We start from the raw sequence: 23337 nt of genomic DNA, 5'->3' as shown, positions 1-23337 counted from the left end.
ATATGGTGACACTGTCAGCCGTGCTGAGAATATACTGAGGAGTATCGGTATGCGTCGTCTTGCCGCCAGCACCGTGGTCCTGCTCCTGGTCCTGGCTCTTCCGTCCCTGACCGCCACCTGCCTGCTCGCCTCCACGGCTGCGGCTGAGCCCGGGGGAGCCACGATCCACGTCTCTGCCCGCAGCGGGTCCGACGACACCGGGGACGGGACGTCTGCCAGCCCGCTGCGGACCCTGTCCGCTGCGCTCCAGGCGGCCTCGCAGGGAGACGTCATTGAGCTCGCGGACGGCACCTACCGGGAGGGGGAGCTGGTCGTGAGCACGTCAGTGACGGTTCGGGCCGCAGCAGGTGCCAGCCCGGTCCTGTCAGGGGCGGTCGTGCCCTCCTCGTGGAGCCAAGCGGACGGGAGATGGACCACCTCCGTGGACATGGTCCGGTTCTGCCAGGTGTGCACGGAGAACGCCGACCCTGCGGCGGAGGGGATGGCCGCCTACCCGGAGCAGGTCTTCGTCGACGGCCAGCCGCTGACACAGGTGACCAGCCGTGCCGAGGTCACCCCCTCCACCTTCTACGTGGAGGACCCCGACCCGGTGACGCTCAGGCAGAACGGGAACAACCGCGCCGGGTACAACGCCAGCCCGCACACCGGCGTCTCCTACGTCATCGGTGTCAACCCGCAGGAGCACCACGTCGAGGTGGCGCAGCACTCCCGGGCCATGTCGGTCAACGCTGACGACGTCGTCCTGAGCGGCCTGACCGTCGAGAAGTACTCCCCAGTGCAGCGCTGGGACTACGCCGATCCGCAGATCGGCACAGCCACGGGCGGGGCCATGGTGGTGACCACCTCCGACAGGGTGGTCGTGGAGGACTCCGTCTTCCGCTACTCCGCAGCTGGTACCGCCCTGGCGGTCTCCAGCGGCTCGGGCTCGACACTGACCGGCAACCGCTTCGAGCGTAACGGCGGGGTGGGGCTGGGCGTCAACTCCTCCAGCAACGTGACCGTTGAGGGCAACGTCTTTACCTCCAACAACACCGCTGGCTTCATCACGACCGGCTGTGGGGCGTACTGCACCATCGGCGACACCAAGGTCACCCACTCCACCGCCGTGCGATTCGCCTTCAACACCATTGACTACTCCGGAGCCGAGGCCGACGTCTCCGACCCGACCGTCTTCAGGACTGACCACAGGGTCGGGGTCTGGTTCGACGAGGGGGTGATCGGCTCCCAGGTCCTGGGCAACTACTTCGTCAACGTCCCCATAGCGGTCTTCAACGAGGTCTCCTCCGGCAACCTGGTAGCCTCCAACCTCATTGAGGGGGCTGGCGTGGGGGTCCGCATCTCAGGGTCCGACTCCACCAAGGTGTGGAACAACACCGTCTCCCACGCCCTGACCAGCATCCTCGTCCAGGAGGATTCCCGCTCCGACGGCTGCAACGCCCGCTCCGAGGACGGGACCTGCACCGCCGTGCAGAGCTGGAGCGCCAGCCACGGCCTGTCCTGGGACACCACGGGAACCGAGATCGTCAACAACATCCTGTCCTCGGAGCAGACGACCCCGCTCCCCGACGACCCGTGGCGCTACGCCGCCATGCTCCAGGTCACGGGTGGTGCCAACGACGACGGCTCGGGAGCCGTCTACGCCAACGAGATGGTCTCCACGGTCAACTACAACGCCTACTACCGGGAGCAGGACACCGACCTGCCGTCCACGACGCTGCTGTGGAACTGGGGCGAGGACCTGTTGTCCCAGACTGTCAACGCGCCTACCCTGGCTGAGTTCACCAGCAGCCCCCACGTGACGCTGTCCGCGCGGGAGCAGAACGGCCTGGACCTTCACGGCAGCAGGCAGGACAACCCGCTGCTCGCCAGTGAGTCCGCGGACCCGACGGCGTGGAAGACCTCGGACTTCCACCCGGCCGGTCCCGCTGTCGGGTCAGGTCACCCTCTTCCCGACGACGTCGCCCAGGCCCTGGGGGCACAGGCGGGCACCGCAGTTGACCGGGGGGTTCTGGTCAACGTCGCCTGGCAGGATGGTTCCGACCAGGGTGCCTGACCCGGGACGACGGCGCTGCGGGCGAGAGGTCCCGGTGGGGTCGGCGTCGGCCGAGTCCTTCCGTTGAGGAGGGGCTGGCCTGCAGGGACGCGCTCCCCTGGCGGCGGGGTCGACCGACGATATCCTGTGCCCATGCTCAGCCGTACCGACCTTCGGGACCTGGACCGTCACACCCGTGACCTGGCGGAGGTGCTGCCTCGTGCCCGCCTGGACGTCTCCGCCGCCCTGGAGGCCGTCCGGCCGGTCGTGGAGGACGTCCGTGCCCGGGGGGCTGCTGCCCTGCGCGACGCCGCCGAGCGCTTTGACGGGGTGCGTCCCGAGCACCTGCGGGTCCCGGCTGAGGCCCTGGCCCGGGCGCTGGAGCAGTTGGACCCCCAGGTGCGTGACGCGCTGCGGATGGCTGTCGACCACACCCGTACCGCTCATGCCGCCCAGCTGCCCACAGAGCGCGTCACTGAGGTCGTGACCGGCGGGACGGTCACCCAGCGCTGGGTGCCGGTGCGCCGGGTAGGGCTCTACGCTCCCGGTGGCCTGGCCGTCTACCCCAGCTCGGTGGTGATGAACGCGGTCGCCGCCCAGGTCGCGGGTGTCGAGCAGGTCGCCCTGGCCAGCCCCCCCCAGGCCGGGCACGGCGGTCTCCCGCACCCGACAGTCCTGGCTGCCTGTGCGCTCCTGGGCGTGACCGAGGTCTACGCCGTCGGCGGCGCCCAGGCGGTCGCGATGTTCGCCTACGGAGCCTCTGCTGATACTGATACCGACCGTGGCGCCGGGGGCGGGCCGATCCTGTGCGAGGCGGTCGATGTGGTCACGGGTCCGGGAAACATCTATGTCGCAGCAGCCAAGCGGGCGGTACGCGGTGTGGTCGGCACTGACGCCGAGGCAGGCCCCACCGAGGTCGCCGTGCTGGCCGACGCGACTGCGGACCCGGAGTACGTGGCTGCGGACCTGCTCTCCCAGGCTGAGCACGACCCGAGCGCGGGCAGCGTGCTGGTCACCGACTCCGTCGAGCTTGCTGATGCCGTGGACGCAGCGCTGCGTCGCCGTCTGGCCGCTACCCGGCACGCTGAGCGCGCTGCCACGGCCCTCAGCGGCCCCCAGTCCGGCACCCTTCTGGTGCGCGACCTGGACCAGGGGGTGGCCGTGGTAGACGCCTACGCCGCCGAGCACCTGGAGATCCACACCGCCCACGCCCGCGAGGTGGCCCGCCGGGTGCGCAACGCTGGTGCGGTGTTCGTCGGCCCCCACAGCCCGGTGCCGCTGGGCGACTACCTGGCAGGCTCCAACCACGTGCTGCCCACCGGTGGGACGGCCCGCTTCGCACCGGGGCTCAGCGTCATGGCCTTTCTCAGGCCTGTCCAGGTCATCGACTACGACGCAGCGGCGCTGGCGAGCCTGGCCGACCCGCTGGAGGCCCTGGCCCGGTGCGAGGACCTCCCGGCCCACGCGGAGGCTGTCAGGGCGCGCCAGGGCTGCTCTGTGTCGTCATGACAGGGTGCTGTGCCGGGCGCGGCCACCGCGCCGTGACGATGACCAGGCGGGCGGCGCTAGGACTGGCTGGCCTGGGTGCTCTGCCCGCCCTGCTGCCCTCCCGCGCGGCGGCCGTAGGGCCTGGGCCCACCACAGGAGGCCGCGTGGTGCTTCACGTCACGGACGGGACCGGGGCTGCCCTGGACCTGGAGGGTGTGCGTGCCGTGCAGTCCAACGGTGTCGGCGAGGACGGCTACGACGACGTCCTGCTGGACGCGAGCACGCTGACCGTGGTCTCCCCGTGGCCCCTCCAGGAGGCCGCCGGAACAGGGGTCTGCCTGGACCTTCCTGCTGGGGGACCCTACGTCCTGGCCCTGTCCTGGCCGACCAGCCATGGATACTCCGCTCTCATGGCTGACCTGCCCGGTCCCGGCGAGTACGACCTCCTGGAGCTGGCCGCCTCCTCGCTGCACGGCAGGCAGGAGGCAGGCGTGGCGGCGCTGGGCTCCGAGGCCAGCGCCGGGCTCCTGGCCAGTCGGGCCAGGGCACAGGAGGCTCTGGATGCCTGCGGAAGCGCCGTCTCCTGGACCCAGCGAGGCACCTGGTCGCGTATGGCCCTGGAGGCCGCCAGCTCGGCTCAGCTCCTCCTGGACCAGGAGCTGGCCGCCTGGGGGCCGCAGGACGCCGTGGTGGGCGTGACGCTGACCCGTCCTCCCTCGCGAGTCGAGCTGGCTTCCCTGGTGGGACCCCAGGGGCCTGCGGGCGGGGCGCGGCGGCTGGCGGCGCGCATGGTGGTGCTCGACCCTTCCGACCCTGTGGAGATGGCGGGGTGGAGGGAGGCAGTCGCCGAGCTGCACCGTCACGGCGCCCTCGCCGTGGGACAGGTCTGTGACTCCCAGCTGATGAGGTCCGTGGACGAGGCTGGCTGGAAGGAACGGGTGGACGCCCTGCTGGAGGCACTGCCGGGTACCGACGTCTGGGAGGTGGGCAACGAGCTCGGTGGGGACTGGCTGGGAGACAGTGCGGTGTCCCGCACCACCTATGCCGCACGCCAGGTTCGTGACAGGACCGGTGCCCAGACGCTGCTCACGCTGTACTACCAGCTGGGCCAGGGCAGTCCGGAGGCCTCGTTGTTCACCTATCTCGCCGACCAGGTGGGGGAGGGGCTGCGGGACCTGGTGGACGTCGTCGGCCTGTCGGTCTATCCCCAGCTCCATCCCCTGGGGACGGCGGCGGACAGGATCCTGGCCACCCTGGAGCAGGCCTGGCCCGCCGCCCAGGTGGCGCTGACCGAGCTCGGCTACGGGGGCACGGACCTGGACGACGGGCCGTGGTGGTTCGGCTCGCCCAGTAGCATGGCTGCTGCCCGCGACGCGGTGATCGCCCACGTGACCAGCGCCGCCATGAGCCGTGAGGCGGCGTGGGGGGCACCGTTCTGGTGGTACTACCTGGAGGACGAGGCAGGTACGGGAGTCGCCGAGGCGATCGCCGAGGTCGCCCGGGCGACGACCACCTGAGCGCGCGTCCCTGAGCCTGCGGGCCGACCGGGGGTCTGCCGTGACGGGGATCGCCATCACGTCACGGACAGGGTAGCGTTGCTGGTGGCACCAAGACCGGTGCCGCGTTCAGGGCAGCACCACGGACCTGCTGCGTCGGCTGCCTTGAGGCCGCACGGCCGGCGCCCCGGACGCCCGGCCCTGTCCAGGAAGGACCCTTGATGTCAACGACGATCCGTACCACCCACGTGGGCTCCCTGCCTCGTAGCGACGCCCTCCTGAAGGCCAATGCCGACCATGCCGCAGGTAGCCTGGACAGTGCTGGCCTGTCCCAGGTGGTCCGGGCGGAGACCGCCGAGGTGGTGCGTCGGCAGACCGACCTCGGCCTGAGCGCCGTCAACGACGGCGAGTACGGCCACGTCATGACCGAGAAGGTTGACTACGGGGCCTGGTGGTTCTACACCTTCGAGCGCTTCTCCGGGCTGTCCGTCCTCAGCCCCGAGGAGGCGGCGGCGTCCAGGCGCCCCACGCCCGCAGGCAAGCTGGAGCTGGACGCCATGAGCGAGCGGCGTGACTGGGTCGCCTTCGCTGAGGCCTACCAGGACCCCACCAGCGGCATCCACCTGGCCAGCGCCCCGCCTCCCGTGGTCCCCGCTGTCACCGGCGAGCTGTCCTACACCGGGCAGGACGCGGTGGCCCGTGACGTCGCTGCTCTCACCTCAGCCCTGCGCGCCGTGGGCAGACCTGTCAGCGACGGGTTCATGACCGCGATCTCCCCGGCGGCGGCGGCCCGGATCGGCAACTACTACTACGAGGACGACGAGGCCGCCGTCTGGGCCTGGGCCCAGGCACTGCGCGAGGAGTACCTGGCTATCACCGAGGCGGGCCTGACCCTCCAGATCGACGCCCCTGACCTCGCCGAGTCCTGGGACCAGTTCGTCACAGAGCCCGACATGGAAGCCTACAAGGACTTCTCCCGGGTCCGTATCGAGGCCCTCAACCACGCCCTGAGCGGGATCGACCCCTCGCAAGTGCGCTACCACGTGTGCTGGGGGTCGTGGCACGGCCCCCACTCCACCGACCTGGGCCTGGAGCCGATCCTGGAGCTGGCGGCGATGGTCAGTGCCCACGGCCTGAGCTTTGAGGCCGCCAACGTCCGGCACGAGCACGAGTGGAAGCTCTGGCTGGTCCACGAGCTGCCCAAGGACAGGTACCTGATCCCCGGCGTGGTCTCCCACGCCACCAACGTGCTGGAGCACCCCGAGCTGGTGGCCGACCGCATCGAGCGCTTTGCCCGTGCCGTCGGTCCAGACCGGGTGGTGGCCTCCACCGACTGCGGCCTGGGCGGGCGCGTCCACTCCCAGATCGCCTGGGCCAAGCTGGAGTCCCTGGTGGAGGGCGCCCGCCTGGCCGGCGAGAGGTTCTGAGACCTGCTGTCACCTTCTAGACTCCTGCCGTGACCCCTACCGAGCCTTCTGCGTCTTCTGCTGCGCCTCCCGCCCCGGACGCCGGGCGGTCCCGACCACCCGTGCTGCCCGTGCGCCCGGGGCTGGAGGGCTGCCAGCCCTACGGAGCCCCTGAGCTGGACGTGCCCGTGCGCCTTAACGTCAACGAGAACCCGCACTCCCCGCAGGAGCAGGTCATCGCCGACGTCGCTGCGGCTGTGGCCCGTGCGGCCGCAGGGCTCAACCGCTACCCGGACCGGGACTTTCCGGCTCTGAGGGAGGCGCTGGCTGACTACCTGGCCCGTGAGTCCGGGGTGCGCCTGGCACCGGGGAGGATCTGGGCAGCCAACGGCTCCAACGAGGTCATGCTCCACCTCCTCCAGGCCTTCGGAGGGCCGGGGAGGGTCTGCCTGTCCGCCACCCCGACCTACTCCATGTACCCCGAGTACGCCCGCGACACCCTCACCGAGTACGTGACCGTGCCACGCCGTAGGGACTTCTCCCTGGACCTGGAGGCAGTGACTGCCCTGCTACGGCGTCGTCGCCCCGCGCTCATGGTCCTGGCCAGCCCCAACAACCCTACGGGGACCGCCCTGCCGCCCCAGGACCTGCGCGCCGTCCTGGAGGCCGCTCGCGGGAGCGGGCCCCAGGGGGCGACGGGAGGTGCCCCAAGGGGAGGGCAAGGCCGTCCTGGCTCCTCCCAGGCTGCTGACTGCGTCGTCGTCGTGGACGAGGCCTATGCCGAGTTCCGGCGCCCGGGCGTGCCCAGCGCCCTGGAGCTCCTGGACACCTACCCCCACCTGGCTGTCACCCGCACCATGTCCAAGGCCTTTGGCGCAGCAGGCCTGCGACTGGGCTACCTGGCGGCCAGCGCCGACCTGGTTGACTGGCTGCGCGTGGTACGTCTGCCCTACCACCTGTCCTCCCTCACCCAGGCTGCCGCCCTGGCGGCACTGGCTCACAGCGAGGAGCTGATGGCGCAGGTGGCCTCCCTGCGGGCTGAGCGTGACGCCCTGGTGTCGTGGTTGCGCAGCAGGGGCCTTGACGTCTGTGACTCCGACGCCAACTTTGTCCTCTTCGGCGCCTTCGCCGACCGTGAGGCGGTCTGGCAGCACCTCCTGGACGACGGCGTCCTGGTCCGTGTCGTCGGTCCGGAGGGCTACCTGCGTGTCAGCGTGGGCACGCCTGAGGAGACGGCACTCTTCCGCCGGTCCCTGTCCGCTGCCCTGGCGTCTGAGGCCCTAAGACCTGACGCGGTGACGTCCACCGTCGTCACGACTGTCCTCAAGGAGGAAGCATGAGCACACCGACCCCGAGAACCGCACGTGTGGAGCGGGCCACCAGTGAGTCCCGTGTGGTCGTCGAGCTGAGTCTTGACGGCACCGGTACCACGGACGTCTCCACCACGGTCCCCTTTTACGACCACATGCTCACGACCCTGGGCAGGCACTCGCTGATGGACCTGAGGGTCCAGGCCACAGGTGACACCCACATCGACGTCCACCACACCGTGGAGGACACGGCGATCTGTATCGGCCAGGCGCTGCGGGTGGCCCTGGGGGACAAACGGGGCATCCGTCGCTTCGGGGACGCCCTGGTGCCCTTGGACGAGGCCCTGGCGCAGGCTGTGGTGGACCTGTCCGGACGCCCCTACCTGGTGCACGAGGGGGAGTCCGAGGCCTTCGTCCACCATCTCATCGGCGGACACTTCACTGGCTCGATGGTCCGTCACGTGCTGGAGGCGATCGCCTACCACGCTGGCGTCTGCCTTCACGTGCGCGTCATATCTGGCCGTGACCCGCACCATGTCGCTGAGGCGGAGTTCAAGGCCCTGGCCCGGGCGCTGCGGGTGGCGGTCGAGGACGACCCCCGTGTGGAGGCGGTCCCCTCGACGAAAGGAGCCCTGTGATGAGTCAGGACAGCCAGGACGGTACATGGGACGGCAAGCCGGGGGACGGTCAGGGCAACGATGAGGGTGGTGGCCGGGACAGGAGCCATACCACTGGGCAGGCCGGTGGTCAGACTGGTGGTCGCGATGGTGCCCCGCGCGACATGGACGCGGAGTTCGCTGCTCTCACCCAGGGCCTGGCAGCCGCTGGGCCGCACTCTGGCGCCCTGGCCCAGGAGGCTGGCCCCGACCGGGGAGGTGACGGAGGCGAGGACACGCACCAGGCAGGCACGGGTCAGTCGGACCGGGCTGACCTGCGGGACCAGCCGGACCAGGTCGGTGGCTCCCAGGTGCCCAGGGCGGTCAAGGTTGCGGTCGTGGTCACCCCGGTGGCCAGTGCCCAGGCCCTGGCGGCCCTGTGCGCCGTGGGCAACCTGGAGTGCGTCGTGGTGCCCTCCTCCAGCGGTGCCCTGGCGGTGCGGCAGATGGTCTCAGCCCACGAGGAGTGGGACATCTCCGAGCTGGTTGGCGGTGCGGACACTGAGCCTGCTGAGGCGGCTGAGCTGGCCGCCAACCTCTCCCGGGTGTCGCGGGCGGGAGTCGTCCTTATGACGGCCGACCTGGCTACTGATGTCGGTATCGAGTCCGGCCTGTCCGGTACGGTCACCGCCCGTCGCTACGTGGACGGGGCGGCGGGGGAGGACGCCTCGGCCGGGCTGCTGCTGGCCTCCATGGACCAGGTCGTGGAGGACGTGCTCCTGGGGGCGACGGCGCCCCAGGACGTGCCGGGAGCCGTGCGCTCCACCGAGGTCAGACCGTCGCGGGCCATGCGCTGGCTGGGGCGCGGTCTGCGTCGGCCACCGCAGTCCTAGTCCCGCGGTCCTGATGGTATGCCTTGCCTCGCGCTGCCAGGTAGGTGGGCGGCCTGGAAACCGGTACCGACGAGGACAGCGGGTTCCGGCTTGATTCCCTCTCACACAAGTGGCGTGGGGGTAGACTTTTTGCCGCTGCTGTGCCATCATCGTTCTGATGAAAATTGCTCCTTCTAGGAATAGGCACGGGTAGGGTCCGCATGTTGTCGGTTGTTGTTTCAGTCCTTGTCGCCCTGGTGGCGCTGGTTGTGGTGGTGGCTGTGGTGCACCGGGGCAGCGGGCCGCGCACGCGGCTGCTCCAGCTGGCTGCCGCGTCCATGTGCCTGGCGGCCCTCGCCCAGGAGGCTGAGGAGGTTTACGGGGACCAGGTGGTGGTGGACCTGGTCAAGCGCCTGGTGTTCCTGGTCATGCTGGTGTCGGTGATGGTGCTGGTGATGACGTTCCGGCGTGGCGGGCTGTCGCGGCGTGCGGCCTGGCGGGTGGCCGGGGTCGGTGCCGTGGTGGGCGTGGTGGAGTGTGTGGCTGCGGTGGCGATGCCGCTGCGTGAGGGCGGCCTGCTCTACCCCTACGACCAGGCGGGGGTCTCGGCCTGGGTGGGGGTCTACTACGGGACCTACGAGGTGGCCCTGGCCGCAGTAGCTATCGCGTGCAGCGTGGGGGCGGTGTCGGTGCTGGTGCGCAGGGGGCAGCCAGGGGCGGCACGGGTGTCCCTGGTGTCGCTGCTGGTGGCGGCGGGGCTGACGGTGGTCTACGCGGGCGTGGGTGTGGCCTCGCTGGCGGGGCTGGCTGGGCCTGGGGGCCGGGAGGTGCGTCACGTGCTGTTCCTGGTGGTGCTGGTGCTGATCGTGGTGGCGCTGGCTGTGGGCGGTGTGCGCCGGATCGTGGAGGAGGGCCGCTCGGTGCTGGTGGAGCGCGTGGGTGAGCAGGTGGTGGAGCCGCTGTGGCGGGAGGTCACCCGGGTGCGTCCGGGGGTGCGGTTGTCGGTGGAGGGGCTGTCGGCTGGTGAGCGGGTGGTGCGTCAGGTGGTGGAGACCAACGACGTGCTGCACCTGGTGCGCTACGGGGAGGGCGCGGCGGGTGTGGCCGAGCCTGCTGGCCCGGCGGGCACGGCCGAGCTGGTGGTGGGCCTGGTGGGGCGTGAGGCGGTGCCGCGTCCGCTGGGGTGGTGGGACCGGGTGCTGGTGGGCCTGGGGCGGGTGGTGCTGCCGCGTGACGAGGTCAGCGCCTCCCTGCGCGAGCTCTACGAGCTGCGCCTGGCCCTGGCCCCTTACTACCCCGCACCCACACGCTAGGGGCACGAGCCTCCACGTCACTCCGCCGCTTTTCAGCCGTACCCTGCCTCTTACGTGAGGCACCACTAACAACATAAAGGTAACGGGTATGTTGTGGTGGGTGGCGGGTTATCTCTGGAGGCCTCGGTTGCGTCGGTGTTTTCTGGTGGGGCTCTGGCGTGGGGTGGGGGCTGGTTGTCTTGGCGGGCCGCCAGGTTGTCTATGGCCCAGTCGGCCACCAGCACCCCGGTGTCGTCGTCGTCCAGGTCCTCCGACGCCGAGACCAGGGTGGTGGCGCCCATGCGCTCACGCATCACCGGGTCCGACACCCTGGCGGCCTTGCCCGCGTGGGGGCGGAGCCACCCCATCACCGGGGTGACGGTCAGCGCGGGTCCGGAGACCTCCCCCCACAGCCTCATGTCCCCCGTGGCGTTGGGGGTCAGGCACCACCACCGCTGGCTGGGGAACGGCACAGGGACCCTCCCAGCCAGGCCTCCGCCACCGGGGCACACAGGACGTTGAGGAGCCGGACTCCCGGTACCGCTAGGGAGGCGGGGATGCTGGGCCGTAGGGAGCTCCTTCCTCCGGACTGCCCAGGCTGCCCTGACTGCCCGGGTCCCTGCTGCGAGCGGGGCGGCGGTGTCTGTGGCGAGGAGGGAGGCCAGGTGCTCACCGGCCGATTGTTGCCTATCTGGGGGTGGCGCGATGTGGGGCGTCAGGCTGTAGGGTTCGCGCCATGAGAGCTCCCTGCGTCGTCGTCCTGGCCTACGGGTCCGGTAATGTCCGCTCCGCTGTGCGTGCGCTGGAGCGGGTGGGGGCAGACGTGTCCCTGACGCGGGACCCTCAGGAGGCTGGGGAGGCTGACGGGCTGGTCGTCCCCGGTGTCGGTGCCTTCGGGGCGGTCATGGACCAGCTGCGGCAGGTGGGTGCTCCGAGGGTCATCGACCGCCGCCTGGCTGGAGGGCGCGCGGTCCTGGGGATCTGCGTGGGGATGCAGGTGATGTTTGACTCCTCCCAGGAGCACGGGACCCGGGCTGAGGGCCTGGGTCAGTGGCCGGGCTCCGTGACACGCCTTCAGGCGGAGGTCGTGCCCCACATGGGGTGGAGCCAGGTCCGCCCGCCGGGCTCCTCGGTCCTGTTCGACGGCCTCGGCCAGGAGCGGTTCTACTTCGTCCACTCCTACGCCGCCAAGACCGACCCCGCCTCCCTCATGGGGCAGGGTCCCGCTCGTGCGCCCCAGGCTACCTGGGCCACCCACGGCGAGGACTTCCTGGCGGCGGTGGAGAACGGCGCCCTGTGCGCCACCCAGTTCCACCCGGAGAAGTCCGGCGACGCCGGGGCACAGCTGTTGCGCAACTGGCTGACCACGTTGTAGGTCACTGACATGACAGCCCTGGCAGGAGTGGCAGGATAACAACACACACATCGACGTCGTGCACGCGCTGTGCCCTGCGAGGAGAACGGAGAATGATGGAAAACACGGGGGACGCTGTGCTGACCCTCCTTCCTGCTGTTGACGTGGCTGACGGCAAGGCCGTCCGGCTCGTCAGGGGCGAGGCCGGCTCGGAGACCGACTACGGCAGCCCCCTGGAGGCGGCCCAGGACTGGGTGCGGGCTGGTGCCCAGTGGATCCACCTGGTGGACCTGGACGCGGCCTTCGGGCGCGGCTCGAACGCGGACCTCCTGGCACGCATCGTCAAGGAGGTCGGGGTCAGCGTCGAGCTCTCCGGCGGTATCCGTGACGACGACTCCCTCGCTCGGGCGCTGGACGCCGGGGCCGCGCGGGTGAACCTGGGGACGGCCGCCCTGGAGGACCCCCAGTGGACGCAGCAGGTCATTGCCGAGCACGCAGACAGGATCGCCGTGGGTCTGGACGTGCGCGGCACGACCCTCGCCGCCCGGGGCTGGACCCGGGAGGGAGGAGACCTGTGGGAGACTCTCGCCCGGCTGGACCAGGCAGGCTGCGCCCGCTACGTCGTCACCGACGTCACCCGTGACGGGACCCTCACCGGCCCGAACACCACGCTGCTGCGGGAGGTCTGCGCCCGCACCAGCGCCGCCGTCGTCGCCTCCGGTGGCATCGCTGACCTGGACGACCTGCGTGCGCTCAGGCGGCTGGTCCCTGACGGGGTCGAGGGTGCCATCGTCGGCAAGGCCCTCTACAGCGGCAGCTTTACCCTCCAGGAGGCCCTGGAGGTTGCCGGGGCGTAGACGGAGCAGGGGTAGCCTGACGTCCTCGACCGCACCGACCTCTCCCGACCTCACCGCCTGCCCCACCGGCGGACGGCCCCTCGTGCCGTCGCCCCGAGCGCGACGGCGCTCGTGAGCAGGTAGCGGCCGTAGTGCTGGCGAGTGATCGGCCCCAGCGGCTTCTCCAGGGCCAGGAGAGCTACCGTGACGCCCGCCATGCGTACGGCGCGTTCTCCGGCGGCGTGCACCAGGACCCGTGCCAGGGGCAGGCCGCGCCGTCCTGACTCCGCAGCCCGCAGCGAGACCGGCAAGCCTGTCAGGACCTGGTTCCAGCAGCCGCGTGGCCCGGGGCGCAGGAGCCGGGAGGCTGCCACCTCCATCGACGGTGTCACCCACAGGGCTGGCGGGCGCAGGCCGGCGCGCGCCAGGAGGTGGGTCGTGGCCACGCCGAGGACTGAGCCCGCCACGACCAGCACCCCCCGGCGCCACATCAGCTCGGGACGCGTCAGCCCGATCCAGGCCTGGCTCATCTCCGCGGGGACAGGCAGGAGGACCGCGTCGGCCAACCCCCAGGTGAACGCGACGAGGTCCCCCCGCCTGCCCGACATCGCCTGCCGCAGCACCGTGTACACGTCAGAGACCGGCGCTGGCCTGCGAGGACGTCTCAGCATCTCGACAACCTGGGCACGGGCCTCCTGGCTGACAGCGGCGACGTCGTCGCGTGGCATGATTGGGCGCCCGATACGCACCTCCACGGGGGAGTACCGGGGCAGGCACCCCTTCTTCGGCATCATCTCCCGTGAGCCCACCAGCGCCACCGGGAGGACGGGGATGCCGAAGTCCCGGGCCAGGCGGGCGGCCCCGGAGTGGAACCGGCCGACGCTCCCGTCGCGGCTGCGGGTGCCCTCAGGGAAGACCAGGACGCTCATGGACTCGGCCACCCGGTGCGCCAGTATCCCGCGCAGCTCCTCGTAGGCACCCTCCCCGGTGCGTCGCACCGGGTAGGCGCCGAGCAGGCCCCGGGCCAGGGACCGGCGCAGCCACGTGGAGAACCAGTAGTCATGGGCTGCCACGGTCACCACCCTCATGAGCGTGGGGGAGGCGCTCATCATCGCGATCGTGTCCGCGTGGGAGCCGTGGTTGGCCACGACGACGCAGGGGCCGTCGGCGTCGAACTCTCCCTCGACGTGGACACCGCCGAAGGGGGCGATGACCGCCGACCACAGCCACTGGCGGGCGACGGCCCGCCATGTCACCTTGGGAGGGGTGAGCACGATCGAGCGTGGCTGCGGTGTGCCTGGGGACCGGGTGGGCGTCGGCCAGGGAGCGGGCACCGTGGTAGGGGAGGCCATAGGGTGAGCCTTTCTGCGTCGGCCGGGATGTCGGCACCGTGGTCGTGGTGGGGCAGGAGGGACTGGTTATCCGAGGACAGTGGCCGCAGGCGGGAGCGGGGGAGATCTCTTCCCGCCCCGGAGGCCCTTGGAGCCGGGAGAGGAGCCGGGAGGCCGGGACCTGGCACCGGCGGCGTCCAACACCCTCCAGGTGTCCGGGAAGATTCCAAGGCGCGCTGAGGTGCTGACCACTAGGTCCGGCTTCCAGGTGCGCCGGTGCTTTAGGGCGTAGAGCGAGGGCACCATTCCAGGATAACGGTGTGGCAACGGTAGGGGAACTGTGTGATCGGTGAGAATCTTTCCTGCATCACCTCCCAGGTTTTCCGACGATGCCTGCAAGGGGGCGCTGTTGCTGCTGTCAGGCCGCGCTCGGGAAGGAGACACCGGTTGTGACGGAGGTGCTTCGGAGGCTCTGTGACGTCACTCACTTGCGATGGAGTGCGGCGGAGGCTCGTCGGAGGAGCGCGGTGGGCTCCTCGTGAGAGCGGTCGTGCGGTAGTAGGTGAGGCAGACGCGGTACCGTCTCTCCGGATATCGTGCTTCCTGTGAGTACCTCCGCCTCGTCGTATGCGCCCGGGCCCCATCGCAGGCTGGATCTCGCGCTGGCGGCGGGAGCCCGCGCCAAGATGGAGCGTCTCCTGGCCGCCCCGGCCCTGTTCCCCGACGACGACGGCTCCGTGGACCCCGACGTGGCCGCCGCCTTGGCGGTACCGGGCCTGCCCTGGCACAGGTACCTGGACACCGTGTGGGCGGCACTGGCTGGCAGCCGCCTCCTGGTCCCGGTCCGCGCCCACGGTCGCCCCGGTGACCCTGGGCGCGGCCCGGGCGTCCGGGACACTACCGAGTCGCCCGCTCACCCGCTCGGTCGGCACCAGGGTGTGCCCGGCGCGCAGGCCCACGCGGCGGACCCCTGCCAGGACGCGACCATCCTGGCGGTACACGCACCTGACGGCCGCCGGGCGCTGCCGGTGTTCACCTCTGTCGGGGCGATGCGTGCCTGGCGCAGTGACGTGCAAGACGTGCGACCAGTTCCCGTGGCTGCCCGCCAGGCGGCGCAGGTGGCGGCGGCCGTGGCCGACATGCTGTGGGTGCTGGACCCGGGGACCCGTGACCTGTGTCTTCCCCGCCCAGCGGTACTCGCGATCTCCGAGGGCCGCGAGTGGGTGCCCGCCTGGCGCAACGAGGCGGTGCAGGCCCAGATACGTGCCCGGCTGGAGCCTGTCAAGGGAGTCCGCAGCGTCTTCTTCGAGCCGGGCGCGAGTGCTGAGCTGCGGGTCCTGGTGAGCGTCGAGGCTGGTGGCGTTCACCGCGGCGGGGCAGGAGAAGCCAGGGACAGCAGCAGGGGTGGTGCCAGGGGCGGCGTCGAGGAGAGCGTCAAGAGGGTGGTCAGGGACTGCCAGCAATGCCTGGGCAGCCCTGAGTGGGGGCACCTTGTCGACACTGTCGAGCTGTACCCCCTTCCAGCATGACGGAGGTCATGCTGGTGGTCATGCTGGCGGTGCGGTCATGATCTGGTGCCGCGGACCTGCGGGCGGGGGAGGCGCCGTGCACGGGGACGGGCCCTGGCACCCTGTCTGCACCGAGGCTGGCCCACGGGAGCCCGCCAGGGTCGCCAACCAGGTCCTGGTGAGTGCCCGTGACCTCAGCGTCGGCTATGGGGGCGTCCCGGTGTGCGCCCCGGCGTCCCTGACCCTCAGGCCCGGCCAGGTCCTCGCCCTCGTGGGCGTCAACGGCGCGGGGAAGTCTACGCTGGTGCGTACCTGCTGCGGCCTGCTGCCACCTGTGCAGGGGGAGGTGCGGCTGCTGGGAGGGACCCCGGACCCGCAGTCCGCAGCCCAGCGGGCAGCCGTGGCCTGGGACCTGGGTGAGGACTCCTTCTTCCCCTCGTTGACTGTCGCTGAGCACCTGGGGCTGGTCTGCTCCGGGCACGGGGTCCTCGACGCGGACACGGTGGTGACCTCCCTGCTGACGGACCTTGACCTGCTGGGGCAGGCGGACAGCCTGCCCCAGCGGCTGTCCTCGGGACAGCGACGACGCCTGGCCCTGGCCTCGGCCCTGGCGCGTCCCCGTCGTCTCCTTGTCCTGGACGAGCCTGAGCAGCGCCTGGACCACGTCATGCGCCGCCTCCTGGCGCAGCGCTTGGCTCAGGAGGCCCGGGAGGGCAGGGCGGTGCTGCTGGCCTCCCACGACCCTGCCCTTGTGGCGGCTGCTGCTACCCAGGTGCTTCTTGTCGGGGCGCACACGCGCGAGCTCAGCGTGGAGGAGGGGGTCAGCGCCATGAGGGAGGGTCTGTGGTGACCGGGCCGGCAGGCAGCGGCCTAGTCGGCAGTCCCACGGGCGGCTCCTCTAGTGGCCCGGCCTCCCGACCCCCCGACCTGGCGCAGGTGCGCCGGTGGACCAGGTACCGGACTCAGTCGTCCAGGCGTGCCCGCACGTCCTGGCCCGCCCTGGTGGGCAGGATCTACTCGGGCCTGCTGTACCTCGCGGTCCTGGCGGTGCTCCTGCTGCCCCACCTCGCCTCCCCGACCGTCCCGACGCGCAGGAGCGCTGTCGCGACGGTCGGGACTGTGCCGCTGTGGCTCGGGCCGGACCCGGAGTGGGTCGTTGCTGCCTTCCTCCTGGCACTGCCTGGTCTCGCCGTCGGACCCCTCAGCCGCGTCGGCCCGCTGTTCCTGCGTCCCTGGGAGGCCGTGTGGTGGCTTCGTCTTCCAGGGTGTCGTGACGGTCTCCTGCTTCCTGTGGCGCGTGCCGAGATGGCCGGTGCGGCAGGGTTTGCAGCGGTGTGCGGGCTGGTCCTCGCGGTGCTCGTCGGCTCCGGCTGGGTGGCGGCGCTGGCCTGGGCCGTGCTTGCTGCGGCCATAGGCTGGGCCGTCATGACCGGCCTGTTACTAGCCCAGTGCCGTGCTGCTCCGGCGTGGCCGGTACGGGCGGTACTGGTGGCTGCGGCGGCCGGGGCGCTGGCGACCGGGCTGCTCCGTCCCTTCCCGGGAGGAGCGGCTTCTGAGGACACACCACCTACAGTGTCCCCGGGGGCTCCGTCCCTTCCCGGGAGGAGCGGCTGGTGTGCTAGGCCCTGGCGGCGTGGCGGCCGTGGCAGCCGGTGCGGCCTGGACCACCTGGAGGGCGCTGGTGCGCCCCCGGCTCGCTGACCTGCGTGACGCCGATCTCCTGGCCGTGGTGGCGCGCTCTCTTGGAGCCCAGGTCTCGCTGCTGTCCCTGGACACCAGGGCGCTGGGCCGGATTCTGAGCCCCCCGGTGGCGCCCCCGCGCCGCTCCAGCCGACTGGCCCTGGCGGCCTGGTGGGGCAGGCGGCTGCCTGCAAGGCTGTGCCCCGTGCCGTGCGTGGTACAGGCGGACCTGCTCCTGCTATGGCGCCAGCCCTGCCGGGGCGGTCCAGGCGGTGGTCGCTGGCGGGGACGCCGTCGTGGTCGTCGGCCTGCCGACCGCCCTGCTTGCTAGTGGCTGGCAGCCGTCGTACCTGGTCGTGGTGGCGCAGGCGGCAGCGAGCGCCCTGGTGGTGTGGTGGGGCCTGGTCACTGGCTTGCGACGGTAGGCGCGGACGACGGACGCAGGCCGACGCGTTCTTGATGCTGTGTTGCCCCTGGGGACGTCGGACGGGACGCTGCGGGAGACGGGGCTGCACATTTTCGGCGCCCGGTTGCTGTGGGCGGTAGGGCCGACCCGCCTGCCGGGGGTGAAAGTGGCCCCGGGACCCGCGTGCTTCTGCGGGATGCGTTGGGGAGCAGTGTGTGGGGCAGTAACAGCCTCTCCTAGCGCCTTCGCTGCACCCCTCCATGATGTGCGCTAAGGCGTCTGGTGCACATCATGGAGCCGGTGCTGGTGCGCGGGCTGTGCGGCGACGGTCCTATTTCCGGGCGGCCGCAGACAGCCCGGCATCTTCCTCCTCCAGAGGGCTACGGGTGGTCCGTTGAAGATGTGCAGCTCGTCTTGTAACCGGCCTTGTCCCTGCCTGCCCTGGTCCCCGCCAGGCGGCCCGCACCCCCGTACCCACCGAGGTCCACGACCTTTGCGGGCTGTCCCAGGTGAGGTACGGCGAGGTACCCAGCCCCTATCGCGGACACCCGAGACGAGCCTCCTCGCCGTCTTGGCGGCGGTGGCTGTTCCTGCTACGATGTCAGCCTGACCGACCGGGGCCAGCCCCGGCGCGCAAGTGGAGAGGATCCCACCTTGGTCCCTGTCGGGGACCGGGTTCGTGCAAGGGTGTACCCTTCGTGGTCGTCTGGTGGCCTTGGCCGTCCGGACTACCGTGCTCTCGTAGAGGCCTCCGACCTGCGTGACAGGGAACGGGGGCCTTTCCTGTTCCCGAGGTCGTCCGTGACTCTAGAGTGAGGTACCGTCATCAGCGAGCCCCGTGTCAACGAACGGATTCGTGTTCCCGAAGTGCGCCTGGTCGGCCCCAGCGGCGAGCAGGTAGGTGTCGTGCGTGTCGAGGACGCCCTGCGTCTTGCCGAGGAGGCCGATCTCGACCTCGTCGAGGTCGCCCCCAACGCGCGCCCGCCGGTGTGCAAGCTCATGGACTACGGCAAGTACAAGTACGAGTCAGCCATGAAGGCGCGTGACGCCAGGCGCAACCAGGCCAACACCCAGCTCAAGGAGATCCAGTTCCGCCCCAAGATCGACGAGCACGACTACGCCACCAAGAGGGGCCACGTCGAGCGCTTCCTCAAGGGTGGGGACAAGGTCAAGTGCATCGTGCGCTTCCGTGGTCGTGAGCAGTCGCGCCCCGAGCTGGGGATCCGGCTCCTCCAGGGCCTGGCCGAGGAGATGGCCGAGCTGGGGACCGTTGAGTCCCATCCCCGTCAGGACGGTCGCAACATGGTGATGGTCCTGGCCCCGACCAGGAAGAAGGCGGACGTCAAGTCGGACCAGCGGCGTCGCCGCGAGGAGGCCCGTGCTGCCCGTCGCGCTGAGAAGCACGCGGGCAGGAACGAGGCAACGCACCCGGAGCAGGCCCCCCAGCACTCGTGACACCGGCTGCCAGCCAGTGCAGGCGCCCCGGTGGTGCCCGGCAGAGGCCTCTACCCTGGGCGCACGGTACGCCGGGCGACTCTGGCGACGCCAGGGGATCCTGTGCCCTGTACATATTTCAGACCCGCCCCCTCACATCCTGTGAGAGGGTCCGCAGTCCCCAGGTCCTGTGACCGGAGGGGCAGACAAGAGGAAAACATCCATGCCGAAGAACAAGACGCACTCTGGTGCCAAGAAGCGCTTCCGGGTCACCGGCAGCGGCAGGCTGATGCACGAGCAGGCGAACAAGCGTCACCTGCTGGAGGTTAAGTCCTCCCGTCGCAAGCGCAAGCTGTCCAAGGACCAGCCGGTCGCCCCGGCTGACGTCCGTCAGGTCAAGAAGCTGCTCGGTCGCTGACCACCCCACCACGTAAGGAGTTTTTCTCATGGCACGTGTCAAGCGGGCGGTCAACGCCCACAAGAAGCGTCGTACTGTTCTTGAGCAGGCCTCGGGGTACCGGGGTCAGCGCTCCCGCCTCTACCGCAAGGCCAAGGAGCAGGTCACCCACTCCGGCGTGTACGCCTTCCGTGACCGCCGTGCCCGCAAGGGTGACTTCCGGCGCCTGTGGATCCAGCGCATCAACGCCGCTGCCCGCGCCGAGGGCCTGACCTACAACCGGTTCATCCAGGGGCTGGGCCTGGCTGGTGTCGAGGTCGACCGCCGGATGCTGGCCGAGCTGGCGGTCAACGAGCCCGCTGCCTTCAAGGCACTGGTGGGTACCGCGCGCGACGCCCTCCCCAACAACGTCAACGCCCCCCGGGCCTGACCCGGCCGCAGGCCGAGACGCGGCCTGCGGGAGCGTGATGGTGCCGTCCTCCGCAGCAGCAGGGGGCGGCACCATTATCTGTCGGAGTGGTGGCTGGCGAGCCACTCGCCGACGCTGACTCGTAGAGCCCCAGCTGCCCAGCCTCCCGTAGGCTTGACCGCCATGAGCCCCAGGAGCACCTCTGCCGACCTCGACGACCTCCTGCTGGGGGATGACGATGCCCCCGGTGGTGCGGGCGGCCCGCAGGACCTTCCCGTTCGCAGGCCGCGGCGACGTACCATGACAGAGGGGGTCGCGGCCGGGCACGAGGTCCTTGTCAACCCCGGCTCGACCAGGGTGGCGCGCGTCGCCGGACTGGTGCGACGCACCGCCCGCGCCAGGCACCACAGGTTCCTGGTCGAGGGTCCCCAGGGGGTCCGGGAGGCTGTTGCCCACGCCCCGGACCGGGTCCTTGACCTCTACATGACGGAGCGGGCGCTTGAGCGCCACCCTGAGATCTGGGTGGCAGCCGAGGAGGCCGGGCTGTACCGCCACCTCACCAGTGAGCGGGTCATGGAGGCGATGAGCCCGGACACCCAGGGCGTCCTCGCAGTGGCTGCCATGGAGGAGGCCACGGGCAGTGAGGCCCTGGCCTCGGCTGTTGAGGGGGCGCGCCTGGTCGCGGTGCTGGTCGAGGTCCAGGACCCGGGCAACGTCGGCACGATGATCCGTGTGGCCGACGCCGCCGGGGCAGACGCGGTGGTGCTGGCGCGTGGCTGCGTCGAGGCGACCTCGCCCAAGGTGGTGCGCTCCACCGCCGGGAGCCTGTTCCACCTTCCCGTGGTGACCGGGGTGGCTCTTGACGACACCATCAGCGCCCTGCGCGGGGCGGGGCTGGCCGTCCTGGCCGCCGACCGGGGCGGGGAGCTGGACCTGTTTGACGCCACGGACCTGCTGTCCGCCCCTGCGGCCTGGGTGCTGGGCAACGAGGCCCAGGGGCTGGGGCCGCAGGTCCTGGAACGGGCTGACGCCTCCGTGTCGGTCCCGGTCTACGGCAGGGCGGAGTCTTTGAACGTCGCCGCTGCCGCTGCCGTGTGCCTCTACGCCAGCGCCCAGGCGCTGAGGTCCTGAGACGGGCGCGGTCCTGGGATGGCTGGAGCGGCCGGCCCTGGTGCCCCAGTCAGCACTGCCGGTACTGCCAGTGCTGTGAGCACTGTCGGTGGTGTCCTGCACCGTTGGCGTCACAGGGCAGGGACGCTGCCGTGGATCGCAGCGGTGCTCGTGCTGGTGCTGTTGTCAGCCACCTCCGCCTGGCGGGAGACAGGACAGTGGCTGGCGGTCGCTGTGGTGTGTGTCCTCGGCGGCCTCCTGTGGTGGCGGCGCCTGGACGCTGACGCGGTCGGTGTCGTGGTCCTGGCGGCGGGAGCGCTCCAGCTGGCGCTCCTTGACTTCGCCATGGCAGCAGACGTCCTCGTCCTGCTCGCCCTCTTCCGCGTGGGGGAGCAGGGTCGTGCGAGCCTGCGCCCCCTGTGGGCGGTGGCGCTGGTCCTGGGTGCCTTCCTGGCGGCACTGAGATGGAACCAGGACGAGCGGGGCGTGGTAGCCGACTCCCTCTACCGCTACGACTTTCGTGCCACTGTGCTTCTCGTCCTGGGGGGCGGGCTGCTTGCGTGGGGTGCCGGCCGTCTGCTGGCCCTCAGACGCGACACCGTCCAGGCGCGTGCCGTGGCAGAACGGGCGCGGCAGGCTGAGGAGCGACAGCGTCTCCTCGCCCAGGTCGCCGCCGTACGCGCCCGTACGGCCCAGGACGTCCACGACGTCGTCGGCCACGCCCTGGCCCTGGTCGCCGTCCAGGCCGAGGCCGGACGCTACCTGGTGACCGCCCCGCAGGAGGAGGTCGACCTGACCGACCAGCAGCGGCTGGACCAGGCCCGAGGCGTGCTGGAGACTGTCCTGGCGACCACGCGCAAGGCGCTGGAGGAGACCCGCTCCCTGACCCACGCACTGGCAGCCGACGCGGACCATGACGGGACGGCGCCCCTCTATCCTGCGCCGGACCTGGACGCCCTGCCCTCACTGGTACGTGACGCCAGCCGCTCGGGCGCCCCCGTCCACCTCGCGGTCCAGGGCGAGCCTGGCAGCCACGGGCCGGTGGACCTGAGCGCCCAGACCGCCCTCTACCGGACGGCGCAGGAGGGAGTCACCAACGCTGTCAGGCACGTGCCCGCAGTGAGCCGTATCGACGTGGCGCTGGTCCATGCCCGGGACAGCCTCACCCTCACGGTCACCAACGACGACCCGGCAAGCCTAGCCGCCCCGAAAGACCCAGACAGCGCCACCCTGGCAGAGCGGCTCAGTGGTGCGGCAGGAGGGATGGGGCTGCGCAGCCTGCGCCGCAGGGTAGAGGCTGCTGGTGGGCAGCTGCAGGTGCGGCCGCTGCCTGACGGAGGCGTGGTCCTCCGGGCGCAGGTTCCCGTGCCCTTGGTGGAGCCGGGTCGGGCAGTCCCGGTGGAGCCGTGAGGCCGTAAGGTGGCGCAGTGGCTCGTCACGGTGGTATCACAGTGGTACACCCGGCGTCGGGCAGTCTGAGAACGGAGCGGTGCTGTGACGTCATTACCACCGACTGCAGCGGGCGGAGCAAGGTTACCGGGGCCGCTGCCAGGGCCTGCACCACGTCCGGTGCGCGTGCTCCTTGCCGACGACCAGGACCTGGTGCGGGCTGGCTTCCGGATGATCCTGGACGCCCAGAAGGACATGGTGGTCGTGGGTGAGGCTGCTGACGGGGAGCAGGCGCTCGCTGCGGCCCAGGCGCTGCACCCGGACGTCATCCTCATGGACGTGCGCATGCCCCTCATGGACGGGATCGAGGCCACCAGGGTCCTTGCCCGCAGGGGCGCCCAGGTACGTGTGCTGGTCCTGACCACCTTCGACCTTGACGACTACGTGGTCGAGGCGCTGCGTCACGGTGCGTCAGGCTTTCTCCTCAAGGACGTCAGTGCCCCCGAGCTCGTCGCCGGGGTGCGGGCGGTGGCCCGTGGTGACTCCGTCGTGGCGCCCTCCACGACGCGGCGTCTGCTCAGCCGGTGGGTCGCTGGCCAGGCTGCCTGCGGCACCGCTGTCTCTGCTGGCCGTCAAGGACTACCCGGTCCCAGCGCCGGGGCTGAGGCACTTCCCGCAGGCACGCCCACCCGTCAGGACGGACGGCTGGCACCGCTGAGCGCACGGGAGCGGGAGATTCTCGCCCTGGTGGGCCGGGCGCTGAGCAACCAGGAGATCGCCGAGCGGCTGGTGGTGGCAGAGTCGACCGTCAAGACTCACATCAACCGGATTCTGCGCAAGCTCGCGGTGCGGGACCGTGTCGGTCTGGTCGTCCTGGCCTACGAGACCGGTCTGGTCCGCCCCGGGGACGAGGACTGAGCCCCGGCCCTGACCCGCAGGGAGGAGGACTGGTGCCACACCCAGTCCACCCCCGGATGGAACCTGGTCCGAC

The 23337-nt window shown here is 70.8% G+C and carries 22 protein-coding genes; 20 read left to right on the top strand and 2 right to left on the bottom strand.

Going from position 1 to position 23337, the window contains the following annotated elements:
• Positions 1–49 precede the first annotated feature (49 nt).
• From CWS50_RS07255 to CWS50_RS07220, 8 genes are all read left to right on the top strand, one after another.
• Positions 50–2053, top strand: coding sequence for a NosD domain-containing protein (locus tag CWS50_RS07255; RefSeq protein ID WP_127842249.1), 2004 nt, complete (start codon positions 50–52; stop codon positions 2051–2053).
• A gap of 132 nt (positions 2054–2185) precedes the next feature.
• Positions 2186–3541: a histidinol dehydrogenase gene (gene hisD / locus CWS50_RS07250; RefSeq protein ID WP_127842248.1), complete on the top strand. Its 1356-nt coding sequence runs from the start codon at positions 2186–2188 to the stop codon at positions 3539–3541.
• 143 nt (positions 3542–3684) lie between these two features.
• Positions 3685–5037 carry a Tat pathway signal sequence gene (locus CWS50_RS07245; RefSeq protein WP_243118224.1) on the top strand — a complete coding sequence of 451 codons (1353 nt, stop codon included), beginning with the start codon at positions 3685–3687 and terminating at the stop codon, positions 5035–5037.
• Positions 5038–5237: 200 nt separating this feature from the next.
• Entirely contained in the window at positions 5238–6443 is a 1206-nt protein-coding gene (locus CWS50_RS07240) for a cobalamin-independent methionine synthase II family protein (protein ID WP_127842247.1), read from the top strand.
• A 101-nt stretch (positions 6444–6544) separates the two neighbouring features.
• Positions 6545–7762 (top strand): histidinol-phosphate transaminase, encoded by a 1218-nt coding sequence (locus CWS50_RS07235; protein WP_206610507.1) that lies wholly within the window; start codon positions 6545–6547, stop codon positions 7760–7762.
• Complete coding sequence (gene hisB, locus CWS50_RS07230; protein ID WP_127842245.1) at positions 7759–8370, top strand: imidazoleglycerol-phosphate dehydratase HisB; 612 nt, start codon at positions 7759–7761, stop codon at positions 8368–8370. Before CWS50_RS07235 ends, hisB begins: the two co-directional genes overlap by 4 nt.
• Positions 8370–9221, top strand: a complete 852-nt coding sequence (locus tag CWS50_RS07225; protein ID WP_243118223.1) for a hypothetical protein — start codon at positions 8370–8372, stop codon at positions 9219–9221. The genes hisB and CWS50_RS07225 overlap by 1 nt, the downstream gene beginning before the upstream one ends.
• 200 nt (positions 9222–9421) lie before the next feature.
• A complete protein-coding gene (locus tag CWS50_RS07220) occupies positions 9422–10513 on the top strand; it encodes a hypothetical protein (protein ID WP_127842244.1) in 1092 nt (363 codons plus the stop codon).
• Positions 10514–10578: 65 nt separating this feature from the next.
• Here the strand turns inward: CWS50_RS07220 and CWS50_RS07215 are convergent, their stop codons facing one another.
• A complete protein-coding gene (locus tag CWS50_RS07215) occupies positions 10579–10965 on the bottom strand; it encodes a hypothetical protein (protein WP_127842243.1) in 387 nt (128 codons plus the stop codon).
• Positions 10966–11228: 263 nt separating this feature from the next.
• On the opposite strand from CWS50_RS07215, the gene hisH reads away from it, so the two are divergent.
• Together hisH and priA are read left to right on the top strand one after the other, a co-directional pair.
• Complete coding sequence (gene hisH, locus CWS50_RS07210; RefSeq protein WP_127842242.1) at positions 11229–11867, top strand: imidazole glycerol phosphate synthase subunit HisH; 639 nt, start codon at positions 11229–11231, stop codon at positions 11865–11867.
• A gap of 116 nt (positions 11868–11983) precedes the next feature.
• Positions 11984–12703: a bifunctional 1-(5-phosphoribosyl)-5-((5-phosphoribosylamino)methylideneamino)imidazole-4-carboxamide isomerase/phosphoribosylanthranilate isomerase PriA gene (gene priA / locus CWS50_RS07205; RefSeq protein WP_127843324.1), complete on the top strand. Its 720-nt coding sequence runs from the start codon at positions 11984–11986 to the stop codon at positions 12701–12703.
• A 50-nt stretch (positions 12704–12753) separates the two neighbouring features.
• Here priA and CWS50_RS07200 read toward each other — a convergent pair whose 3' ends face one another.
• On the bottom strand, positions 12754–14034 hold the full coding sequence (locus CWS50_RS07200; RefSeq protein WP_127842241.1) for a lysophospholipid acyltransferase family protein: 1281 nt from the start codon (positions 14032–14034) through the stop codon (positions 12754–12756).
• Positions 14035–14618: 584 nt separating this feature from the next.
• Between CWS50_RS07200 and CWS50_RS07195 the strand changes: the two genes are divergently transcribed.
• The 10 genes from CWS50_RS07195 (at position 14619) to CWS50_RS07155 (ending at position 23264) form a co-directional block, all read left to right on the top strand.
• A complete protein-coding gene (locus CWS50_RS07195; protein ID WP_243118222.1) occupies positions 14619–15542 on the top strand; it encodes an SseB family protein in 924 nt (307 codons plus the stop codon).
• 76 nt (positions 15543–15618) lie between these two features.
• On the top strand, positions 15619–16371 hold the full coding sequence (locus CWS50_RS07190) for an ABC transporter ATP-binding protein (protein ID WP_243118221.1): 753 nt from the start codon (positions 15619–15621) through the stop codon (positions 16369–16371).
• Entirely contained in the window at positions 16368–17222 is an 855-nt protein-coding gene (locus CWS50_RS07185; protein WP_164860099.1) for a hypothetical protein, read from the top strand. The genes CWS50_RS07190 and CWS50_RS07185 overlap by 4 nt, the downstream gene beginning before the upstream one ends.
• A 251-nt stretch (positions 17223–17473) precedes the next feature.
• The gene (locus CWS50_RS12960; protein ID WP_164860098.1) at positions 17474–17626 is read left to right on the top strand and encodes a hypothetical protein; all 153 of its coding nucleotides are present in this window, start codon (positions 17474–17476) and stop codon (positions 17624–17626) included.
• Positions 17627–18432: 806 nt separating this feature from the next.
• A complete protein-coding gene (gene infC, locus CWS50_RS07180; protein ID WP_127842238.1) occupies positions 18433–19062 on the top strand; it encodes a translation initiation factor IF-3 in 630 nt (209 codons plus the stop codon).
• 202 nt (positions 19063–19264) lie between these two features.
• The gene (rpmI, locus tag CWS50_RS07175; RefSeq protein ID WP_127842237.1) at positions 19265–19459 is read left to right on the top strand and encodes a 50S ribosomal protein L35; all 195 of its coding nucleotides are present in this window, start codon (positions 19265–19267) and stop codon (positions 19457–19459) included.
• Between the two features lie 28 nt (positions 19460–19487).
• On the top strand, positions 19488–19868 hold the full coding sequence (gene rplT, locus CWS50_RS07170; protein ID WP_127842236.1) for a 50S ribosomal protein L20: 381 nt from the start codon (positions 19488–19490) through the stop codon (positions 19866–19868).
• A 279-nt stretch (positions 19869–20147) separates the two neighbouring features.
• Positions 20148–20978: a TrmH family RNA methyltransferase gene (locus CWS50_RS07165; protein WP_371855143.1), complete on the top strand. Its 831-nt coding sequence runs from the start codon at positions 20148–20150 to the stop codon at positions 20976–20978.
• Between the two features lie 75 nt (positions 20979–21053).
• Positions 21054–22367 carry a sensor histidine kinase gene (locus CWS50_RS07160; RefSeq protein ID WP_164860097.1) on the top strand — a complete coding sequence of 438 codons (1314 nt, stop codon included), beginning with the start codon at positions 21054–21056 and terminating at the stop codon, positions 22365–22367.
• A gap of 210 nt (positions 22368–22577) precedes the next feature.
• Positions 22578–23264 (top strand): response regulator, encoded by a 687-nt coding sequence (locus CWS50_RS07155; RefSeq protein ID WP_127843322.1) that lies wholly within the window; start codon positions 22578–22580, stop codon positions 23262–23264.
• Positions 23265–23337 lie beyond the last annotated feature (73 nt).

The sequence above is a fragment of the Actinomyces wuliandei genome, assembly GCF_004010955.1.
GTDB lineage: Bacteria > Actinomycetota > Actinomycetes > Actinomycetales > Actinomycetaceae > Actinomyces > Actinomyces wuliandei.
The sequence above is the reverse complement of the archived record's forward strand: the minus strand, read 5'-3'. Positions and strand labels throughout refer to the sequence as shown.

What these genes read in the sequence shown, in the direction of transcription:
- CWS50_RS07200 (WP_127842241.1), bottom strand. Translation starts at nt 14,034, where the DNA reads ATGGCCTCCCCTACCACGGTGCCCGCTCCCTGGCCGACGCCCACCCGG.
- CWS50_RS07225 (WP_243118223.1), top strand. Translation starts at nt 8,370, where the DNA reads ATGAGTCAGGACAGCCAGGACGGTACATGGGACGGCAAGCCGGGGGAC.
- CWS50_RS07165 (WP_371855143.1), top strand. Translation starts at nt 20,148, where the DNA reads ATGACAGAGGGGGTCGCGGCCGGGCACGAGGTCCTTGTCAACCCCGGC.
- CWS50_RS07155 (WP_127843322.1), top strand. Translation starts at nt 22,578, where the DNA reads ATGATCCTGGACGCCCAGAAGGACATGGTGGTCGTGGGTGAGGCTGCT.
- CWS50_RS07240 (WP_127842247.1), top strand. Translation starts at nt 5,238, where the DNA reads ATGTCAACGACGATCCGTACCACCCACGTGGGCTCCCTGCCTCGTAGC.
- hisB (WP_127842245.1), top strand. Translation starts at nt 7,759, where the DNA reads ATGAGCACACCGACCCCGAGAACCGCACGTGTGGAGCGGGCCACCAGT.
- hisH (WP_127842242.1), top strand. Translation starts at nt 11,229, where the DNA reads ATGAGAGCTCCCTGCGTCGTCGTCCTGGCCTACGGGTCCGGTAATGTC.
- rpmI (WP_127842237.1), top strand. Translation starts at nt 19,265, where the DNA reads ATGCCGAAGAACAAGACGCACTCTGGTGCCAAGAAGCGCTTCCGGGTC.
- CWS50_RS07255 (WP_127842249.1), top strand. Translation starts at nt 50, where the DNA reads ATGCGTCGTCTTGCCGCCAGCACCGTGGTCCTGCTCCTGGTCCTGGCT.
- CWS50_RS07220 (WP_127842244.1), top strand. Translation starts at nt 9,422, where the DNA reads ATGTTGTCGGTTGTTGTTTCAGTCCTTGTCGCCCTGGTGGCGCTGGTT.
- rplT (WP_127842236.1), top strand. Translation starts at nt 19,488, where the DNA reads ATGGCACGTGTCAAGCGGGCGGTCAACGCCCACAAGAAGCGTCGTACT.
- hisD (WP_127842248.1), top strand. Translation starts at nt 2,186, where the DNA reads ATGCTCAGCCGTACCGACCTTCGGGACCTGGACCGTCACACCCGTGAC.